This is a genomic window from Solidesulfovibrio alcoholivorans DSM 5433 (assembly GCF_000702665.1).
Lineage (GTDB): Bacteria > Desulfobacterota > Desulfovibrionia > Desulfovibrionales > Desulfovibrionaceae > Solidesulfovibrio > Solidesulfovibrio alcoholivorans.
In genome coordinates this window covers 135,202-153,601 of the sequence record NZ_JNJA01000004.1, presented here as the reverse complement: position 1 = coordinate 153,601, position 18,400 = coordinate 135,202, and the positions used below count along the sequence as shown (strand labels likewise).

Sequence of the window (18,400 nt, the reverse complement as noted above, 5' to 3'; positions counted from 1 at the left end):
GCCCGCCATGACCACCCCAAAGGACCTCTCCAAGCATCCCTGCTTCAACCGCGAATCCGCCGGCTCCTGCGGCCGCGTGCACCTGCCCGTGGCCCCCAAGTGCAACATCATGTGCAACTTCTGCAATCGCAAGTACGATTGCGTGAGCGAATCGCGACCCGGCGTGACCAGCGCCGTGCTCTCCCCCGAGCAGGCCGTGGTGTACATGGAAAAGGTGCTGGGAAAAGAGCCCCGCATCACCGTGGTCGGCATCGCCGGCCCCGGCGACCCCATGGCCAACCCCGAGGCCATGGAGACCATCCGCCTGCTCAAGGACACGTATCCGCAGATGCTTTTCTGCCTGTCCACCAACGGCCTGGCCCTGCCGGCCCATGCGGCGGAACTGGCCGAACTGGGCGTGACCCACGTGACCGTGACCGTCAACGCCGTGGACCCGAAGGTCGGGGCCAAGGTCTATGCCTGGGCCCGCGACGGCAAGGTCATCCTGCGCGGCGAGGCCGCGGCCAAGCTCCTGCTCGAACGCCAGCTCGAAGGCATCCGCATCCTCAAGGAGAAGGGCGTCATCGTCAAATCCAACACCATCGTCATCCCCGGCGTCAACGACCACCACGTGCTGGAGATCTCCAAGACGCTGTCCACGCTCGGGGTGGACATCCAGAACATCATGCCGCTGTTCCCGGTGGCGGACACGCCGTTTGCCGACGTGCCCGCGCCCACGGCCGAGATGATCAAGGAGCTGCGCGCCTCCGCCGGCGAACTCCTGCCGCAGATGAGCCATTGCAAGCGCTGCCGCGCCGACGCCGTGGGGCTTTTGTGCAACGACCGCTCGGGCGAACTGTCGCCGCTGCTGGGCGAATGCTCCCGCACCGCGCCCGGGTCGGACCTCGGCAAACGGCCGTACGTGGCCGTGGCCACGCGCGAGGGCATGCTTGTCAACATGCACCTGGGCGAGGCCCACAAGTTCCAGATCTGGAAGCAGGAAGGCATCGGCTTCTCCTATGTCGAGGAGCGCTATGCCCCGGACCCCGGGGCCGGCCCCAAACGCTGGGAGGAACTGGCCAAGGTGCTCTCCGACTGCCGGGCCGTGCTCGTGGCCGCGTTCGGCGAGACCCCGCGCAAGGTGCTCACGGCCCACGGCGTGCTGCCCTACGAATGCTCGGGATTCCTGGAGACGGCCCTGGCCGAGGTCTACGGCGCGGGTGACCTGTCGCTTCTCAAAAGCCGCAAAAAAGGCCTGGGCAAGGCCTGCGGCTGCAGCGGCGGCAGCGGCGAAGGCTGTGGCTGATGCCCGAGGTTTCCCGCTCCCGGCCATAATGCCGACGCAAGCGGCTTGCTTCCATAGCGGAGCAGGCCGCTTATATTTTTTGACAAACCGACCGTCACTCTATATAAAGCTACAATCAACGCGGTCCGTGAAACAAAGTTGCACGCGGCCGCTGCGGACCGGACGCATGCGTTCCGGCGTCCCGGCCCGATGCAACCCGAACCCATCGCGCCACGCTCGTATCCGGTGGTCGACGATCCACCACCGCTCATGCAAGACGCGCACACCACGACAGGCACGGGCGACGCTGCCGCCGCGTTGCCATCTCTCCCGGATATGGAGCAATGCCACATCCTCGGCGTCTATTCCATGTCCAAACAGACGAAGACGGGACAGGGCGGGACAAGCCGCGCCTATGACCAAAAGACATACTGGTTCATCCGCCGCAGTCCAGAGGGCGACTATTACGTCCAGGCGCTCAACGCCAACGCCATTCCATCAGGACCGGTCACGCCCGTCACCAAGGGTGAATTCCTGAGCCACTACCAGCCTGAAGCCGGCTACTACGAAAAACGCTGCCTGCCGTTTATCGAGTCGCTCAAGAAGAAAATCGCCCTGGCCGAAAAGCACCTCTCCGAGGACGACCTGGACGGCGCGGAAAAGGAATTCCTCAAGGCCCTGCTGCTGGACGAAAAGCACCCCAAGGCCAATATCGAGCTCGGCAAGATCTACCTGGACAAGGGCGACGGCAAGAAGCTGGCCGCGGCGCTGCGACGCATCTTTTCCATCGACGTGCTGTTCATGGAGCAGGAACGGCATCTGTTCAACGAATTCGCCATCAGCCTGCGCAAGGAAAAGCGCTACGCCGAATCCGTTTCCTTTTACGAAAAGGCCCTGGAGCGCAATGCCAGCGACGAGAACCTCCACTTCAATGTTGCCCGCGCCCTGTCGGAATCCGGCGACGCGGCCGGGGCCATGCGCCATTTGGAGCAGGCCCTGGCGCTTCGCCCCGGATTCGAGCAGGCGGCGCGCCTGCTCGAGCATATCCGCAGCGCCGCCCCGTCCGGCGACGGCCAGCCATCTCCTGATGTGACGGTTCCCAGGGAGGCGACGCCGTGACCGCGCCCACCGTGCCGTCGCTCCACTGCCCGCCCGGCACCAAGATGATCCTGGAGGTGGCGGGCATCGAGGACAAGCTGCAATCCCTTTGCGCAGGCTATCTGCGCAGCCGTTGCGTCATCACGCAGATGCCGCTTCTGGCCGAGGCCAACCGCGAGGCGCTCTACCAGCTCCTCTATCCGGGCGCGGGGGTCATCGCCCGCTACCTGCACGAGGGAACGGTCATCGGCTTTTCGGCCAAGATCATCAAATGGATCCAGGTGCCCTTTCCCCTGATTTTTCTCACCTACCCGCCCCGCCTCGAATCCATGGACCTGCGCCGCCACAAGCGCATTTCCTGCTGTTTCCCCGGGCAGGTGCGTCTGGGGGAGGCCTCCTTCACCGGCATGGTGCTCGACCTCAGCCTCTCCGGCTGCCAGTTCTCCACCATCACGGACGGCGCGGCGCCCGCCGTCCGTGTCGACGACGTCATGGAGCTGCGCTGCGAGCTGTTCGGCGCGGCGTCCGACGCCTGCCTGCCCTGCGCCGTCATGCGGGTCTCCACGGCGGGCCGCCGGCTGGAAGTCGGTCTCAAGTTCCGCACCCTGCCGCCCGCCGCGAGCGACGCCCTCGGCGCGTACCTGCAAGCCGCCCTGTCCGTGCTCGGCTGAGCATCCCGTTTCGTGCCTGGAGGCGACAATACTGTTGCGTCCGCCTCCCTTTTTGCGCAGCCGCATCCCGGCGTGCGCTGGCATGTCCCGCCGGAAGCCGTGCCGTTGCCGGCCGGGGCGCGCGCGGGCGGACACCCCCGCAACAAACGGCATCTTTTTTGCGTGATGACATGCCGACAAAGGAGGTCCCCATGCTGGTCATCCTGCTCCACTGGCTCTTGACCCCATCTTTGCCCCCGGCCGCCGTTCCCGTCCCCGTGCGCGATCTGAAACGGGACAGGAACAAATGAAACAGCGTCATGCAAAGACCTATGTCTTCCTGTTGCAGCGACAGGCAACGGACGCTTGTCTCAGGAGGACACAAGTGACACGCATTCAGTAAAACAAGTGTGACTCTATACAGAACGGCAACCTTTCCCTATCCTTTCCACATGCTGGAATCCACCAGCCTGCCGCGGACACATTTTGCCAATCGCCACGCATTCCGGATGCCCGTGATCCATGAGAGAAGACGCCCCATGCTTGACGCCGCCGTGCTGCCGCCGCTGCTCCTGACGCTCAAGGTCTCCACCCTGGCCACGGCCCTGGCGACAATTCCCGCCGTGGCCCTGGCCAGGCTGGCCCGCGTGCGCGAATTCCCGGGGCGGGACCTGGCGGACGCCATCCTGACCCTGCCGATGGTGCTGCCCCCGACGGTGCTCGGCTACTACATCATCGTCCTGCTCGGCCGGCGCGGCGTTTTCGGGTCCTACCTCTGGGACACCTTCGGGATTAGCATCATGTTTACCTGGGAAGGCGCGGTGATCGCGGCCGCGGTGGTGGCGTTTCCCCTGGTGTACCGCTCGGCCCGCGCGGCGTTCGAGGGCGTGGACGAAAACCTCGAGAACGCCGCCAGGACCCTTGGCGCGTCGGAGACGGTCATCTTCTTCCGGGTTTCGATGCCCCTGGCCATGCGCGGCCTGCTCGCCGGCATCATGCTGGCCCTGGCCCGGGCCATGGGCGAGTTCGGCGCCACGCTCATGGTCGCCGGCAATCTGCCCGGCAAGACGCAAACGCTGTCCCTGGCCGTCTACAGCGCCACCCAGGCCGGCAACGACACCTTGGCCAACGAGCTCGTACTGCTGATCTCCGTGGTCTGCGTGGTCCTGCTTGTGATCGTGGCGAAAGTCATCAAACCCAAAGCGTAAAGGAAGGAGGATGCCGCAAATGAAAAAAATCCTGTTGTCCCTGGCGATCGCCCTGTTGACCGCCTTGCCGGCCCAGGCCGCCGATCTGACCGTGTCCGCCGCCGCGAGCCTCACCGACGCCTTCAACGCCGTCAAGGCCGAGTTCACGAAGACCCATCCCGGGGTCAACGTCACCATGAACTTCGCCGCTTCCGGCGCGCTGCTCTCCCAGATGGAAAAAGGCGCGCCCGTGGACGTCTTCGCCTCGGCCGACCAGAAGACCATGGACATGGCCGTGGAGAAAAAGCTCATCGACGCCCCCACCCGCGTGAACTTCGCCCAGAATTCCCTGACGCTGACCGTTCCCGCCGCCAACCCGGCCAAGGTCAAGGATCTGGCCTCCCTCAAGGGAGCCTCGGTCAAGCGCGTGGCCATCGGCAACCCGGATTCCGTGCCTGTGGGCCGCTACACCAAGGCCGCCCTGACCAAAATGGGGGAATGGGACGCGCTGGCGCCCAAGTTCGTCATGGCCGAGTCCGTGCGCCAGGTGCTCGACTACCTCGCCCGCGGCGAGGTTGACGCCGGCTTCGTCTACGGCACCGACGCCAAGCAGGGCGGGGACAAGGTCACGATCGTGGCCGAAATTCCGCTGGAAAAGCCCGTCAGCTACCCCATCGCCGTGCTTTCCGCCTCGGCCGACAAGAAAAACGCCGCCGCCTTCGTGGCCTTCGTCGTCAGCCCCGAGGGACAGGCGATCCTGGCCAAGTACGGCTTCAAGAAGCCCTAACCCGAATCAACCGCTTTGCGCGCTCCCGGGACGCTGCCCGGGAGCGCGCGAAAAAAACAGCCAGGAAACGGTCCCGCCCATGCGTATCACCGTGGACATCAAGAAAGCCTACCGCGGCGCGGCCCGGGATTTCCACCTGCATTCCACGTTTTCCACCACGGACAACCGGGTCGTGCTGTTCGGGCCTTCGGGTTCGGGCAAGACGCTCACCCTGCGCGCCATCGCGGGCCTCATGCGCCCCGACGCCGGGAGCATCACCCTGGACGGGCGTACCCTGTGCGACAGCGCCCGGAACGTGTTCGTGCCGCCGCGCGACCGCCGCATCGGCTACCTTTTCCAGGACTACGCCCTGTTTCCCCACCTGACCGTGACGCAGAACGTGGCCTTCGGCCTCACGCCCCTTTTCGGCAGGCTTTCCGCCGCAAACCGCGACCGCGTGCACTCCATCATGGAGCTTTTCGGCATCGCAGGCCTGGCCGGCTCGCGCCCGGCCCGCATCTCCGGCGGCCAGCGCCAGCGCGTGGCCCTGGCCCGGGCCCTGGTCAGCGACCCGAGCGCCCTGCTCCTCGACGAGCCCTTCTCCGCCCTGGACATCCCCCTGCGCCAGCGCGTGCGCGTGGAGCTGGCCGGCATCCTGAACCGCCTCGACATCCCGCTCGTCATGGTCACCCACGACCCGGCCGACGTGGCCTTTTTCGGCGGCGACGTGGTGAGCTACGGCGACGGCAAAGTGCTCGAGGTTCAGCCCGCCGAGGTCATGCGCCGCACCATGGTGCGCGTGGCCTGACGCCTCCCCGGCAAGACGCGCGTTCGGACTCCATTGACGCCTCCGGTCCCCGGGCGTATCTTACAAAAATGCGCACGATGCACGCTTGCGGAGCCGTCCATGGCTAGCCTGTCCGAGTGGACCACGGTCCCGATCACTGCCTCCAATCTCGACACCGTGCTGGCCGTGGTTTCCGACGCGGCCTACCGCGACGACGCCAGCCTCGTCTCCGGGCTCACGGCGCAAGGCCTCAGCGAGCTCGACCTCACGGGCAGCGGCACGGGCACGTACGTGGCGGGCAACGCCGCCTTCGACGCCTGGACCACGGTGATAAACGGCGAACCGGCGGCCATCATCGCCTTTCGCGGCACAGACGACATCGACTACAGCCTCGACGGCATAAGCGCCTACCTCGGCAGCGCGGACGCCGCCTATTGGTTCGACACCAAGGGGTATTACGACCTGCTCGATAGCGGTGTCGCCGCCTTCGACGCCGCCGTCTCCGCCCTCGGCATCAAGCAGGTCTACGTAACAGGGCATAGCCTCGGCGGCGCGGCGGCCCAGGCCTACATGGCCGCGCACCCGGACACGGCGGACACGTCCTACACGGCTGTGACCTTCGGCTCCCTGGGGCTTTCCGGGGACGGGACCTGGACCACGGACGGACGCATCACGAATTTCGCCGACGCCTCGGACTTCACCAACTCGCTCGGCACGCAAACCGCCGGCCTGACCATTACGGTGAGCACGGGCGAAACGAGCCTGTCGTCCTCGGGGCTCGATCTGGCGACACTCCTCAGCGACCCGGCCTCTTTCCTCGATACGCACTCCATCAGCCTGTTCGCCAGCGACGCCGCCACCTACGACGCGGCCAAGGCCGGGATCGCCGCCACGGACACGACGACCTTCTTCACGGCCAAAGCCGCCTTCAACGGCGTGACCATCGCCCAGTCCTCCTCGCTTTAATCCGCGCCCTTGCCCGCTTCGCCCGGCTTGCGCCCGAATCCGATGGCCCCTGTCGGGCACACGCCCAGACAGTCGCCGCAATTGGTGCAGTTGGCCTCCTCGGGCCGGGTGGAGAGCTCGCAAACCTTGTCGCACTTGCCGCAGCCGTTGCAGGCGCTGGTCTTGAAGACCTTGTAAAGCGACACGCCCTTGAGCGCCTCCAGCACCCCGCCCGTGGGGCAGGCGAAACGGCACCAGGCCGCGGAAAATACCAGCCCGAGCGCCAGGATGCCGAGCACCACGGCCGTGCGTACGAGCCACAGCAGTTGTGCGTGCTCGAAGGTGAGGGCCACGGACTCGAAAAACGCTCCCACGCGGATGGGCACGTCGGCCCGGGGCTGGCTGAGGACGTAATAGACGTACAGGCACGCGGCCACGGAAAGGTACTTGCCGTACCCCGCCAGACGCGCGAACCGGCCACCGAAACGCCGGCCCAGGGGCGCGACCTTGCCGAGCAGTTGCACGGCCAGACCGCCGGGGCAGGCCCAGCCGCAAAACGCCCGGCCGACGACCAGCACCGACAGCGGCAAAAGGAGCCAGAAGCCCCAGAACAGGGAAAAAAGCCGTCCATGGCAGGTGATGACCGGACAGTTCTGGCAACTGACGTAGGGCACGACAAAGGGGCAGCGCAGCACGCCGTAGAGCGACCACTGGCCGAGGATCGCCGTCCCGGCCAGTTGCGCGACGCGGCGCCACGCGCGCATGCCCCGTGATGCCGCCTTGGCGGCCACGGCGAGCTCAGACATCCCTGACTCCGTACTGTTCCACCATTTTCCGCCCCTGCGCCGAAATGGCCGCAATGAACCCCTGGCGCTCGAAATGCACCTGCCCCTGGGGGGAAACGAGGTACGCGGCATAGCGCTCGGCCAACGCCTTGTCGCGCGCGCTTTCCATGACGCCCACGGTGAAGGTCATGGGCGGCGGCGGAAAAAACTTCGGATCGACGGGCAGGATGTCCATGCGGCCGACGAACTGCGGCAGGCGCGTGACCCGCAGCTCCACCACCGAGACGTCGCCCTTGCCGGAGACGATGTCTTCCATGACCCGCTGCACGCAGGAGCCCTTGGCGATGTCGTTTTCCTGCGCCGCTTCGAGCACCCCGGCCTTCCCCAGCAGGGCCAGGGCGGCCGCGCCCCCCGGCGGCGAGGCCCCGGGCGCGAGCACCACCTTGACGCCCGGCTTGCCGAGATCCTCCACGCTCCTGATGCCCGCGGGATTCCCCGGCGGCGTGACCAGCACGTACTGGGTGAAGCACAGCGGCTTGAACCAGGTCATCTTGCCCGCCGCACGCAGCTTCCTGGCGAGATCGAGCACCCGGCCGGCAAAGACGTCGGTGGTCGCCGAAGCGAGCAGCGACTTGCCGAGCGCCGCGGCAAAGGCTCCGGTATAGGCGACTTTCGCGCCGCTTTGGGCCTCGAATTCCTCATTTGCCGGCATCATGGCTTCGGCCAGCCCGCCGCAGGACCACACGCGCAGCACTTCCCCGGTTTCCGCCGCCCTGGACGGGACGGCCCCGCACAGTACGCCGCAGGCCGAAACCGCCGCAGCCTTGAGAAACAGCCGGCGGCCGGAACACTCGGTCTTTTCGGCCATATCCCCTCCTGTCGCCGTCGGTGGCGATTTTTGCGGTTCCATACCGCAAACATAGCGAGAAATCCAATAGATGCAGACTATTACCTGGCTCCCCTTCCATCCGGCCCGACTATCCCAGGAACAAGAAAAAACGTGTATGCCCTGTCCGGCACAGCCAGGGTCTTGACAGCCCCGGGGCCGCCGTCTATCCTAATTGAGGAGATCATCAGACGATGCCATCCCGACTCACCCCCGTACGCCCGAAAAAACTCGGCGACCTTGTCATTCAGCAAATCCAGGAAAAGATTTCCCTGGGCGTCTTTCCGGCGGGCAGCAAGATCCCCACCGAACCCACGCTCATGGCGCAACTTGGCGTGGGCCGCTCCACCGTGCGCGAGGCCGTCCGCGTGCTGGTCAGCGCAGGCCTGCTCGAAGTCCGTCAGGGCGACGGCACCTACGTGCTCGACCGCCGCTCGGGCCATGAGCCCCTGGAATACCGCCTGCGCCGGGCCAAGGCCGAGGAAATACGGGAAGTGCGCCGCATCGTCGAAGTGGAAACGGCCAGGCTCGCCGCGAAAAACCGCACCCCGGCCGACATCGCCGCCATGCGCGAGCACCTGGAGAAAAAACGCGAAGCCATCCATGCCGGCGACACCCATGGCTACGTCGCGGCTGACATCGCCTTCCACTCCGCCGTGGCCGCGGCCAGCGGCAACAGCCTGCTGGCGGACATCTACCGCAGCTTCACCATGGTTTTTCAGGACTTCCTCGACAGCCTCATCGCCGACCGGGGCGTCAACCAGTACCAGGACCGCATCCACACGGGCCTGCTCGACGCCATCGCCGCCCGCGATGCCGAAAAGGCCGTGGCGTTCGCCATGGAAGCCTTGGACCGCACCAGCGACGATGCCAAGGCGCTGGGCGAGGACTAGGAGGCGCGTTTTTTTATGCCGCCCAAACATCAGATGATAAGATCAACACCTGAAACGCCGCACCGCGCGGGTTTTGCCGCAGCCGAAGCGCACGTCGTTAGAAACAAGACTGGAGAAATCCAACGGGTGAATGGGTATCGTGCCGCGAATGGGGCTTTCCGAACGCGAAATCGCATGATCCACGACCATCCGCAACCGGCGTCCGCTTGAATGTAGCGGCCGTCACTTCGCCGGAGTTTTTTCATGCGCATGCACAAATCGGTCTTATACGTCCTGCTCCCCGCCTTTCTCTGCTATTATGCGGCCGTGGCCCATGCCTCCCTGCAAAAAGACATTCTTTCCGGGCCGGAAAGCGCGATTTCCCAGCTGCGCCGCATCATCCCCCGCCTGGCCGTCCCGGCCTGCCTGACCGACACCGTTCACCGGGCCATGGGCGGACTGCGCGAAGCCGTGGAGGCGGCGGGACTCCTGCGCGACAGCCGCCCCAGCGCCGAACAGGCCCGACGCGATTTCGTGGCCCTGTGGAAGGACCTCGAGCCTTCCCGGCCTGTCGCCGCGACCCTGGCCGAACCCGATCCGGGCTATCCCGTGCTGGTTCCGGGGCAGGATTGAAACTATTTTGACAACAGGTTGATATCGCAGGAAATTAAAAGCAATTTCCGTATCCTTCCCTTGACACGCCCCGGTCGGATTGTTACCCGTTTTGGCACTCAGGAGTCCTGAGTGCCAAACGAGGTTGCGCCATGCCCCTTCTCGACCGGGAACAAGCCGTACTGACCACCATTATCGAGGCCTACGTCGCCTCGGCCGCGCCGGTGGGATCGCGCGCGGTTTCCAAATTGTGTCCCCTGGGCCTGTCCCCGGCCTCGATCCGCAACATCATGGCCGACCTGACCGACGCCGGCTATCTGGCGCAGCCGCACACCTCGGCCGGCCGCGTGCCCACGGCCAAGGCCTTCCGCCTCTACCTCGACACGGTCATGCGCCCCGCGCCCGTGGCCGAGGACGCCTGCCGGCGCATCGCCGACGACCTGTCCACGGCCGGCCACGACGTCGGCGACATGCTGCGCCGGGCCTCGCGCCTGCTTTCCGGCCTGTCGCTGCAAGTGGCCATGGTGGTCGTGCCCAACGAATCGGCGGCGCGCTGGAAACGCATCGATTTTTCCCTGCTCAACTCCGGCCTCGTCATGGTCCTGCTCGTTCTTCAGGGCGGGCTCGTGCGCACACGCATCATCGAGACCGACCCTGACGTCACGGCCGACGACCTCGTGCGCTTCGCCAATTACTTGAACCATCTCTTTACGGATATGACCGTTGCCCAGGCGCGCCTGCGCCTCGTGGCAGAGATGGAGCAGGCGCGGCGCACCCTCGACGACCTGTGCCGCCGCGCCCTGACCATGGCCCAATGCGCCTTCGAGCAGCAGCGCGAAGCGGCCTGCGAGGTCATCGTGGACGGGACGCCCAACATCCTGTCCCAGCCAGAATTCACCGACGCCGAACACGTGCGCGAGCTCATGCGCGTGCTCGAAGAACGTACGATCCTGCTCGAACTCCTGGACAAAACCGCAAATGAACTTAAAACGGTCATAACCATCGGCGACGAGTCGGACAGGGCCGTGCTCGCGGAACTGGGCGTCATCACCGCGCCCTACGGCACCGGCGGCCTTCCGTTCGGGGCCATTGGCGTCATCGGCCCCTTGCGCATGGACTACGCCAAGCTCGTGCCCGTGGTGAACTGCACGGCCGCCGCCCTGACGCGGCTTCTCGACCGGCACTTTTAACGTCAACGCCCGCGCGCCAGGCCAAGCCGGCTCCCGCCGGCCTTTTTTCGCGCCCGACGCGACATTGTGGAGGATGCATGGCCCCTGAAGAAAAAATCACCGATGCCGCCGCTCCCGAAAGCTCCGACCCGGCCGCCGCGGCCGCGCCGGAAGAGGAAATCGAGCGCCTGCGCGCCGAACTGGCCGCCGAGTCCGACCGCCGGCTGCGCAGCCTCGCCGAAACGGAAAATCTGAAAAAACGCCTTCTCAAGGAGAAGGAGGAATTTCAGAAATACGCCACGGAATCCCTGGTTTCGGAGCTGCTGCCCGTCCTCGACCACCTCGATCTCGCCCTGACCCACGGCAAGGGCCTTGCCGCCTGCAAGGACTTTGTGGTCGGCGTGGACATGACGCGCAAGGCCTTCATGGACATCCTCGGCCGCCACGGCGTGACCGAATTCGGGGCCGAGGGCGAGCCGTTCAACCCCGAGTCCCACGAAGCCCTCGGCATGGCCAGCCGGCCCGACCTGCCGACCGACGCCGTGGCGCAAGTGGTGCAGAAGGGCTTCACCCTGCGCGGGCGGATGCTGCGCCCGGCCAAGGTGATGGTCAACAAGGCCCCGGAGGCCTAACGCCCGGCACTGCGGTCGATTTTTACCGGAAAGAGGGCGTTTTTTTCCGAAAAACCCCCTTTACTCGGGAGAATCGGGCCTTATATGTCAGCCTGTCAATACGAAACCATCCGCCCGCAGCGGCGGAATATCATACCGGAACCCCCAAGGAGGAAAGGCTATCATGGGTAAGATAATCGGGATCGACCTCGGGACCACCAACTCCTGCGTCTACGTCATGGAGGGCAAGGACCCGAAGTGCGTCACCAACCCCGAGGGCGGCCGCACCACCCCGTCCATCGTGGCCTTTACCAAGGAGCGGCTGGTCGGCGAAATCGCCAAACGCCAGGCCGTGACCAACCCCGAGCGCACCATTTTCGCCATCAAGCGCCTGATGGGCCGCCGTTTCGACGCCCCGGAAGTCGGCAAGTGGCTCGCGCATTGCCCGTACAAGATCGTCGAAGGCACCGGCGGCGACGCCTATGTCGAGGTCGAGGGCAAGAAGTACAGCCCGGCCGAAATCTCGGCCATCATTCTCGGCAAGCTGAAAAAGGACGCCGAAGCGTACCTCGGCGAGCCCGTTTCCGAAGCCGTCATCACCGTGCCGGCCTACTTCAACGACGCCCAGCGCCAGGCCACCAAGGACGCCGGCCGCATCGCCGGCCTCGAGGTCAAGCGCATCATCAACGAGCCCACGGCCGCGTCCCTGGCCTACGGCTTCGACAAGAAGTCCAATGAAAAGATCGCCGTCTTCGACCTCGGCGGCGGCACCTTCGATATTTCCATCCTGGAAGTCGGCGACAACGTCGTCGAGGTCCGGGCCACCAACGGCGACACCTTCCTTGGCGGCGAAGACTTCGACCAGCGCGTCATCAACTACCTTGTGGAAGAATTCAAGAAGGAGACCGGCATCGACCTGGCCCAGGACCGCATGGCCCTGCAGCGCCTGAAGGAAGCCGGCGAAAAGGCGAAAAAGGAACTGTCCACGGCCATGGAGACCGAGGTCAACCTGCCGTTCATCACGGCAGACGCCTCCGGTCCCAAGCACATGATGGTCAAGCTCACCCGCGGCAAGCTGGAATCCCTGGTCCACGATCTGGTCCAGCGCACCGTGGAGCCCTGCCGCAAGGCCCTGGCCGACGCCGGCCTCAAGGCCGCCGACATCGACGAGGTCGTGCTCGTCGGTGGCATGACCCGCATGCCGCTGGTCCAGAAGACCGTGCAGGAATTCTTCGGCAAGGAGCCCAACCGCTCGGTCAACCCCGACGAGGTCGTGGCCATGGGCGCGGCCATCCAGGGCGGCATCCTGGCCGGCGACGTCAAGGACGTGCTGCTGCTCGACGTGACCCCGCTGTCGCTCGGCATCGAGACCTTGGGTGGCGTGTTCACCAAGCTGATTGACCGCAACACGACCATCCCGACCCGCAAGAGCCAGGTGTTCACCACCGCGGCCGACAACCAGCCCTCGGTGTCCATCCACGTGCTCCAGGGCGAGCGGCCCATGGCCGGCGATAACATGACGCTCGGGCGCTTCGAGCTGACCGGCCTGCCGCCGGCGGCGCGCGGCATCCCGCAGATCGAGGTCACTTTCGACATCGACGCCAACGGCATCGTCAACGTCTCGGCCAAGGACACCGGCACGGGCAAGGAACAGTCGATCCGCATCACGGCCTCCTCGGGCCTTTCGGAAGCCGACATCCAGAAGCTCATCAAGGACGCCGAGTCCCATGCCGAGGACGACAAGAAGAAGCAGGCCCTGATCGAGGTGCGCAACCAGGCCGATACGCTGGTCTACACCACCGAGAAGTCCCTGGCGGAGCTCGGCGACAAGGTCGACGCGGCCACGCGCGGCGAGATCGAGTCCAAGCTCAACCACGTCAAGGAAACGCTTAAGGGCGAGGACGCCGACGCCATCAAGCGCGCCACCGACGACCTGTCCCAGGCCTCGCACAAACTGGCGGAGAAGCTCTACCAGCAGAAGGCCGAGGCCGGCGGCCAGCCCGGCGGCCCCGAAGCCGGCGCGGCCGGCGGCGCCCAGGCCGGCAAATCCGGGTCCGACGAGGACGTGGTCGACGCCGACTACACCGAAGTGAAATAACCCGCGAACGTCCGCGGACTTGCCTTCGTGGACGTTCGCGCGTATCGGAAAGCCTGACCCGTCCCCGACGGGTCGGGCTTTTTTTGCCCCTTGGCCACGGCGGCACGACCGCCAAACCCGGTTCGCCCATGCACGCCATGCCTATGATATCCCGCCATGTCCCGCGTTTGATCGCGAGTCTCCTGCTGTGTTTCGTCCTGGCCGCCCTGTCCGGCTGCGGCGGCCTCTTCGGCCCCTCCACCGCGCCCGCGCCCCCGCCGCCGCCGCCCGAGACGCCGCCCGCGCCGACCACGCCCACGCCCGCGCCCAAGCCCGTGGCGCAAAACACGGTGGCCCTGCTCCTGCCGCTCGGCGGCCCCTTCCGCGAGCTCGGCGGCAAGGTGCAAAAAGGCGCCAAGGCCGCCCAGGACGCGCTCGCCGCTGCCGGCACGCCGCTCGAGGTGATCGTCATCGACGCGACCCAGCCCGGCTGGGTGGACAGCGTGCGCAACCTGCCGCCGGAAGTCTCCCTGGTCGGCGGCCCCATGCATCCGCTCACGCTCAAGGAGCTGCAATCCACGGGACTGCTGCAAAGCCGTGTGTTCCTGGCCTTCCTTTCCACCCTGGGCGAAGCTCGGGAAGGCATCGACGCCTGGCGTTTCTTCCCCAGCGCCGCCGACGAGATCGACGCGCTCCTGCGCCTGTCGCTTTCCGATTACGGCATCAACCAGTTCGGCATCCTGCGCCCGGGCGACCGCTACGGCCAGTCCATGGGCGAGGCCTTTGCCCTGAGCGTCTCCCGGCTCGGAGGCCAGGTCACGGCCACGGGCGTCTATTCGCCGCAGGATTCCAACAGCTGGAACACGACCGTCATGGAAATGCTCAAGACCGGCGGCGGACGCCCCGGTTTCGGCGCGGTGTTCATCCCCGACGAGTTTGCCCGGGCCGATTCGGTTCTGGAAAATTTTTTCAAGAACAAGGTTGAAGATCTGCTCATCCTCGGGCCCCAGTTGTGGACCGAAGCCCTCTACCGCGCCGCCGCGTCCAAGACGCCCATCAAGATCAACAACTACCGCCTGGCCGTATGCCCCGGGGCCTGGTGGCCCGAAAACCAGGGCAAGGCCACCCAGGACCTCATCGCGGCCATGCGCGCCGCCGGCGTCGAGCACGCCGATCTCTGGGAGGCCGTGGGCTATGACTTCGTGCGTTTCGCCGCCCGCGTGGGCCGCGTGCCGCAGGGTTCCGGACCGCAGGACGTCAGCGCCCGCCTGGCCCAGGCCGCCACGGGCATGGATTTCAGCATGGCGCCACTGTCCTACACCCCCGACGGCAAGGCCCATGTGGCCATGTATCTGTTCCGGCCGTCCGTGGCCGGGCCGGTCCTGCTCGATCCCGAGGGCTTCCGTCAGCGCTTGAACGCCATCCGGCAAAAGGCGCTGGAAAACCCCGCGCCCGAGACCGAGCAGTCCTATTCGCCAAATCCCGCGCCTGCCGCGCCGCAGCCCGGTGCGCCCGCGCAGCCTGTCCCGGCCGGGACCGTCCCGGCACAGCAACCCGCTCCGGTACAGCCGGCCCCGGCGCAACCTGTCGCGCCCCAGCCGGTCACGCCCGTACCCGGGCAGCAACAGCCCACGCCGATTGCGCCCGTGCCCGCCCACCGGCAGGCCGTGACCGCTTCGTAACCGCCAAGGAAGACGCGCCCATGAGCATCGGAATCGAGGAAGTGACCAAGGTGGCCAAGCTGGCCCGCCTGCGCCTGGATGAAAGTGATCTGGAAGGGTTCGCCGCCCAGATGGACGGCATCCTGGCCTACATGGAGACGCTCGGCGCGGTGGATACAGACGGCGTCGAGCCGCTCTACAGCCCGGTTCTCCATGAGACGCCCATGCGCGAGGACAAGGCCGCCAAGACCTTCTCCCGCGACAATATCCTGGCCAACGCCCCGGCCACGGACGGGCAGTTCTTCATCGTCCCCAAAATCGTATAGTTTTTCGCTTGGCTCTCACTCTCCCGGGCGGCATGCTCCCGGGAGAGTGAGCCGGGCTGAAGACCGCTCATGCAATACCCCAGGATTTTTCTCATCGGCGACGATGACGCGCTTTGCCCCATGGAAGCGCGCCCGTATGACGCAGAACGCGTTTTACAGGCCCACCTAGCCTCGACGCCCGAGCTGCTCCCGGGGGATCAGATCGACCAGGAAAATCCGCGTCGCTGGCTGCTCGTCAGGCGCGAGGCAGGCGTTCCCTGCGCCAAGGACGGTGGCGATTTCTGGAGCCTGGACCATCTGTTCGTGGATCAGGACGGCATCCCGACGCTTGTCGAGTGCAAACGTTCAAGCGACCCCCGCCTGCGCCGCGAAGTCGTCGCGCAGATGCTCGATTACGCCGCCAACGGCATGGAGTACTGGCCCGAGGGAAAACTGCGCGTGCTCGCGGAAGAAACAGCTGCGACGGCCGGGCGCTCCCTGGCGGATGCCCTGGGCGAATTGCTCCAGCTCGACGCAGCGGCCTCCGAGGATGATCAAGACGCCTTCTGGGCGATGGCTGACGCCAACTTGGCCAACGGCGTCGTGCGGTTGCTTTTCGTTGCCGATACCATACCCAGGGAACTGCGCAGGATTGTGGAATTTCTCAATGCCAAAACGACGGATGTCGAAGTGCTGGCGGTCGAACTCAAACAGTTCGTCAACGAAAGAAGCAACCTTAAGGCCTTCGTGCCGCGCGTCATCGGCCAGACGGAACAAAATCAGTCCCGGAAGAACCTGGGAAAGAAGAAATACGAAAGCATTGAAAAGCAGCTTTGCGCCTACCCCCGCAAGGAAATATTCGAACAGGTCGTTGATACGGCACGACAGCATAACCACATCGTAGTCCCTGGGATCACGAACTTCTCCCTCAAGTGCCGGCTGCACGGCAAGATGGTTACATATGCTTTCGGCAAGCCTACAGGACCTTCCTTGCAGTTCTATACGGAATATCTTGCCCCGTTTCCGACACTGAAGAAAGATGTCGAGGAAACATTGCACCATCTCGGATACGTATATAACGGAAAGTTCACCATAGCTATCGACATCAACGACAACGCGGACGAAGTCCTCACCGCCTTGACCCAGGTCATCGCCACCCTGGACGCCTACGCCGCCATGAGCCAGTAAGCAGCAAAGGAAACACCATGCCCGACATCGTCTCGCTGACCCTGACCGACGTTCGCGACAAGCTGGCCGCCCGGGAAATCAAGGCCGAGGAGGCCGTGGCCGCCTGCTTGCGCCGCATCGAAGAAACGGAGCCCAAGATCAGGGCGCTTTTGCACCTGGACGGCGATAAGGCCCTCGAACAGGCCAAGGCCATGGATGCCACCGGCCCGGATGCCGGCAAACGCCTCTGGGGCGTGCCCGTCTGCATCAAGGATGCCATCTGCGTCGCCGACGCCCCCACCACCTGCGGCTCCAAAATCCTCGAAAATTTCGTGCCCTTCTACGACGCAACCTGCATCGGAAAGCTCAAGGACGCCGGTGCGATCATCCTGGGCAAAGCCAACCTGGACGAGTTCGCCATGGGCTCGTCCACGGAAAATTCCGCCTACAAGATCACGGCCAACCCCTGGGACCTCTCCCGCGTTCCGGGCGGCTCGAGCGGCGGATCGGCCGCCGCCGTGGCCGCGGGCCAGTGCTTCGCCGCGCTCGGCACCGATACCGGCGGCTCCATACGCCAACCCGCCGCCTTTTGCGGCGCGGTCGGCATCAAGCCCACCTACGGCCGCGTCTCGCGCTTCGGCCTCGTCGCCTACGGCTCGAGCCTCGACCAGATCGGCCCCCTCGCCCGCACCGCGGACGACGCCGCCGCCATGCTCACGGTCATCGCCGGCCACGATCCCAAGGATTCCACCTCGGCCCCGCGCGAGGTCCCGGACTTCGAGGCGGCCCTCGCCGGCGCGGCCGACCTCAAGGGCCTGACCATCGGCCTGCCCGACCAGTACTGGGGCGAAGGCGTGGACGCGGAAGTTCGCGAATCCTGCCGCCAGGCCATGGACGTCGCCGCGAGCCTCGGGGCCAAGGTCGTGCCCGTGTCGCTTCCCCACACCCACTACGCCGTGGCCACCTACTACATCGTGGCCATGGCCGAGGCGTCCTCCAACCTCGCCCGCTTCGACGGCGTGCGCTACGGCTACCGCGCCCCCGAAGCCAAGACCCTGGAGGAACTCTACGAACTGTCGCGCTCCAAGGGCTTCGGCCCGGAGGTGCGCCGCCGCATCATCATCGGCACCTACGTGCTCTCGGCCGGCTACTACGACGCCTACTACCGCAAGGCCGCGCAGGTGCGCCGGCTCATCCGCCAAGACTTCCTCGACGCCTTCACGAAATGCGACGTCATCTGCGGCCCGACCTCGCCCTTCGCCGCCTTCCCCATCGGCAAGATGACGGGCGATCCGCTTAAAATGTACTTGAGCGACATCTTTACCATTTCCCTCAACCTCGCCGGTCTTCCCGGCCTGTCCATGCCCGTGGGCCTGGGCAAGGATTCCGGCATGCCCATCGGCATGCAGCTCTTCGGCCCGGCCTTCGACGAGGCCGCCATCCTGCGCACGGCCAAGGTGCTCGGAGAGAACCTGCCCAAACTCCCGCAGCCGGCGGGATTGTAAGAGGGAAGATGCCTCCGGCGGCCGGGGGGGATCATCCCCCCCGGACCCCCTGG

Annotated in this window: 18 protein-coding genes; 16 read left to right on the top strand and 2 right to left on the bottom strand. The window is 65.7% G+C overall.

Features of this window, described 5'->3' with window-relative positions; genetic code table 11:
- Positions 1-7: 7 nt before the first annotated feature.
- The 7 genes from Q368_RS0109135 to Q368_RS0109100 all read left to right on the top strand — a co-directional run bounded on the left by Q368_RS0109135 (position 8) and on the right by Q368_RS0109100 (position 6,718).
- Entirely contained in the window at positions 8-1,285 is a 1,278-nt protein-coding gene (locus tag Q368_RS0109135) for a radical SAM protein (RefSeq protein WP_029458763.1), read from the top strand.
- Between the two features lie 189 nt (positions 1,286-1,474).
- Positions 1,475-2,383 carry a tetratricopeptide repeat protein gene (locus Q368_RS0109130; RefSeq protein WP_245611308.1) on the top strand — a complete coding sequence of 303 codons (909 nt, stop codon included), beginning with the start codon at positions 1,475-1,477 and terminating at the stop codon, positions 2,381-2,383.
- Positions 2,380-3,033 carry a PilZ domain-containing protein gene (locus Q368_RS0109125; RefSeq protein ID WP_029458761.1) on the top strand — a complete coding sequence of 218 codons (654 nt, stop codon included), beginning with the start codon at positions 2,380-2,382 and terminating at the stop codon, positions 3,031-3,033. The genes Q368_RS0109130 and Q368_RS0109125 overlap by 4 nt, the downstream gene beginning before the upstream one ends.
- Before the next feature lie 518 nt (positions 3,034-3,551).
- Positions 3,552-4,220 (top strand): molybdate ABC transporter permease subunit, encoded by a 669-nt coding sequence (gene modB / locus Q368_RS0109115; protein WP_029458760.1) that lies wholly within the window; start codon positions 3,552-3,554, stop codon positions 4,218-4,220.
- 19 nt (positions 4,221-4,239) lie between these two features.
- Positions 4,240-4,986 (top strand): molybdate ABC transporter substrate-binding protein, encoded by a 747-nt coding sequence (gene modA / locus Q368_RS0109110; RefSeq protein WP_029458759.1) that lies wholly within the window; start codon positions 4,240-4,242, stop codon positions 4,984-4,986.
- Positions 4,987-5,065: 79 nt separating this feature from the next.
- Positions 5,066-5,773: an ATP-binding cassette domain-containing protein gene (locus tag Q368_RS0109105; protein WP_029458758.1), complete on the top strand. Its 708-nt coding sequence runs from the start codon at positions 5,066-5,068 to the stop codon at positions 5,771-5,773.
- A gap of 99 nt (positions 5,774-5,872) precedes the next feature.
- Positions 5,873-6,718, top strand: coding sequence for a lipase family protein (locus tag Q368_RS0109100; protein WP_029458757.1), 846 nt, complete (start codon positions 5,873-5,875; stop codon positions 6,716-6,718).
- On the opposite strand, the gene Q368_RS0109095 is transcribed toward Q368_RS0109100, so the two are convergent.
- Together Q368_RS0109095 and Q368_RS0109090 are read right to left on the bottom strand one after the other, a co-directional pair.
- Complete coding sequence (locus Q368_RS0109095; protein WP_043785471.1) at positions 6,715-7,503, bottom strand: 4Fe-4S binding protein; 789 nt, start codon at positions 7,501-7,503, stop codon at positions 6,715-6,717. The two genes, Q368_RS0109100 and Q368_RS0109095, sit on opposite strands and share 4 nt — an antisense overlap.
- Positions 7,496-8,350: a substrate-binding domain-containing protein gene (locus tag Q368_RS0109090; protein WP_029458755.1), complete on the bottom strand. Its 855-nt coding sequence runs from the start codon at positions 8,348-8,350 to the stop codon at positions 7,496-7,498. Before Q368_RS0109090 ends, Q368_RS0109095 begins: the two co-directional genes overlap by 8 nt.
- 212 nt (positions 8,351-8,562) lie before the next feature.
- On the opposite strand from Q368_RS0109090, the gene Q368_RS0109085 reads away from it, so the two are divergent.
- The 9 genes from Q368_RS0109085 to gatA all read left to right on the top strand — a co-directional run bounded on the left by Q368_RS0109085 (position 8,563) and on the right by gatA (position 18,347).
- The gene (locus tag Q368_RS0109085; protein WP_029458754.1) at positions 8,563-9,261 is read left to right on the top strand and encodes a FadR/GntR family transcriptional regulator; all 699 of its coding nucleotides are present in this window, start codon (positions 8,563-8,565) and stop codon (positions 9,259-9,261) included.
- A 243-nt stretch (positions 9,262-9,504) separates the two neighbouring features.
- Entirely contained in the window at positions 9,505-9,873 is a 369-nt protein-coding gene (locus Q368_RS0109080) for a hypothetical protein (protein ID WP_029458753.1), read from the top strand.
- A 131-nt stretch (positions 9,874-10,004) separates the two neighbouring features.
- A complete protein-coding gene (hrcA, locus tag Q368_RS0109075) occupies positions 10,005-11,042 on the top strand; it encodes a heat-inducible transcriptional repressor HrcA (protein WP_029458752.1) in 1,038 nt (345 codons plus the stop codon).
- Between the two features lie 77 nt (positions 11,043-11,119).
- A complete protein-coding gene (locus Q368_RS0109070; protein WP_029458751.1) occupies positions 11,120-11,653 on the top strand; it encodes a nucleotide exchange factor GrpE in 534 nt (177 codons plus the stop codon).
- A 163-nt stretch (positions 11,654-11,816) separates the two neighbouring features.
- Complete coding sequence (gene dnaK, locus Q368_RS0109065; protein WP_029458750.1) at positions 11,817-13,730, top strand: molecular chaperone DnaK; 1,914 nt, start codon at positions 11,817-11,819, stop codon at positions 13,728-13,730.
- A 167-nt stretch (positions 13,731-13,897) separates the two neighbouring features.
- Positions 13,898-15,391, top strand: a complete 1,494-nt coding sequence (locus Q368_RS0109060) for a penicillin-binding protein activator (protein WP_245611307.1) — start codon at positions 13,898-13,900, stop codon at positions 15,389-15,391.
- A gap of 20 nt (positions 15,392-15,411) precedes the next feature.
- On the top strand, positions 15,412-15,696 hold the full coding sequence (gene gatC, locus Q368_RS0109055) for an Asp-tRNA(Asn)/Glu-tRNA(Gln) amidotransferase subunit GatC (RefSeq protein ID WP_029458748.1): 285 nt from the start codon (positions 15,412-15,414) through the stop codon (positions 15,694-15,696).
- A 69-nt stretch (positions 15,697-15,765) separates the two neighbouring features.
- A complete protein-coding gene (locus tag Q368_RS0109050; protein ID WP_052360088.1) occupies positions 15,766-16,863 on the top strand; it encodes a hypothetical protein in 1,098 nt (365 codons plus the stop codon).
- A gap of 17 nt (positions 16,864-16,880) precedes the next feature.
- Entirely contained in the window at positions 16,881-18,347 is a 1,467-nt protein-coding gene (gene gatA, locus Q368_RS0109045; RefSeq protein WP_029458746.1) for an Asp-tRNA(Asn)/Glu-tRNA(Gln) amidotransferase subunit GatA, read from the top strand.
- The last annotated feature ends 53 nt before the right edge of the window (positions 18,348-18,400 follow it).

What these genes read in the sequence shown, in the direction of transcription:
- gatA (WP_029458746.1), top strand. Translation starts at nt 16,881, where the DNA reads ATGCCCGACATCGTCTCGCTGACCCTGACCGACGTTCGCGACAAGCTG.
- Q368_RS0109090 (WP_029458755.1), bottom strand. Translation starts at nt 8,350, where the DNA reads ATGGCCGAAAAGACCGAGTGTTCCGGCCGCCGGCTGTTTCTCAAGGCT.
- Q368_RS0109095 (WP_043785471.1), bottom strand. Translation starts at nt 7,503, where the DNA reads ATGTCTGAGCTCGCCGTGGCCGCCAAGGCGGCATCACGGGGCATGCGC.
- Q368_RS0109070 (WP_029458751.1), top strand. Translation starts at nt 11,120, where the DNA reads ATGGCCCCTGAAGAAAAAATCACCGATGCCGCCGCTCCCGAAAGCTCC.
- modA (WP_029458759.1), top strand. Translation starts at nt 4,240, where the DNA reads ATGAAAAAAATCCTGTTGTCCCTGGCGATCGCCCTGTTGACCGCCTTG.
- Q368_RS0109085 (WP_029458754.1), top strand. Translation starts at nt 8,563, where the DNA reads ATGCCATCCCGACTCACCCCCGTACGCCCGAAAAAACTCGGCGACCTT.
- Q368_RS0109080 (WP_029458753.1), top strand. Translation starts at nt 9,505, where the DNA reads ATGCGCATGCACAAATCGGTCTTATACGTCCTGCTCCCCGCCTTTCTC.
- dnaK (WP_029458750.1), top strand. Translation starts at nt 11,817, where the DNA reads ATGGGTAAGATAATCGGGATCGACCTCGGGACCACCAACTCCTGCGTC.
- modB (WP_029458760.1), top strand. Translation starts at nt 3,552, where the DNA reads ATGCTTGACGCCGCCGTGCTGCCGCCGCTGCTCCTGACGCTCAAGGTC.
- Q368_RS0109130 (WP_245611308.1), top strand. Translation starts at nt 1,475, where the DNA reads ATGCAACCCGAACCCATCGCGCCACGCTCGTATCCGGTGGTCGACGAT.
- Q368_RS0109100 (WP_029458757.1), top strand. Translation starts at nt 5,873, where the DNA reads ATGGCTAGCCTGTCCGAGTGGACCACGGTCCCGATCACTGCCTCCAAT.
- hrcA (WP_029458752.1), top strand. Translation starts at nt 10,005, where the DNA reads ATGCCCCTTCTCGACCGGGAACAAGCCGTACTGACCACCATTATCGAG.
- Q368_RS0109050 (WP_052360088.1), top strand. Translation starts at nt 15,766, where the DNA reads ATGCAATACCCCAGGATTTTTCTCATCGGCGACGATGACGCGCTTTGC.
- gatC (WP_029458748.1), top strand. Translation starts at nt 15,412, where the DNA reads ATGAGCATCGGAATCGAGGAAGTGACCAAGGTGGCCAAGCTGGCCCGC.
- Q368_RS0109105 (WP_029458758.1), top strand. Translation starts at nt 5,066, where the DNA reads ATGCGTATCACCGTGGACATCAAGAAAGCCTACCGCGGCGCGGCCCGG.
- Q368_RS0109135 (WP_029458763.1), top strand. Translation starts at nt 8, where the DNA reads ATGACCACCCCAAAGGACCTCTCCAAGCATCCCTGCTTCAACCGCGAA.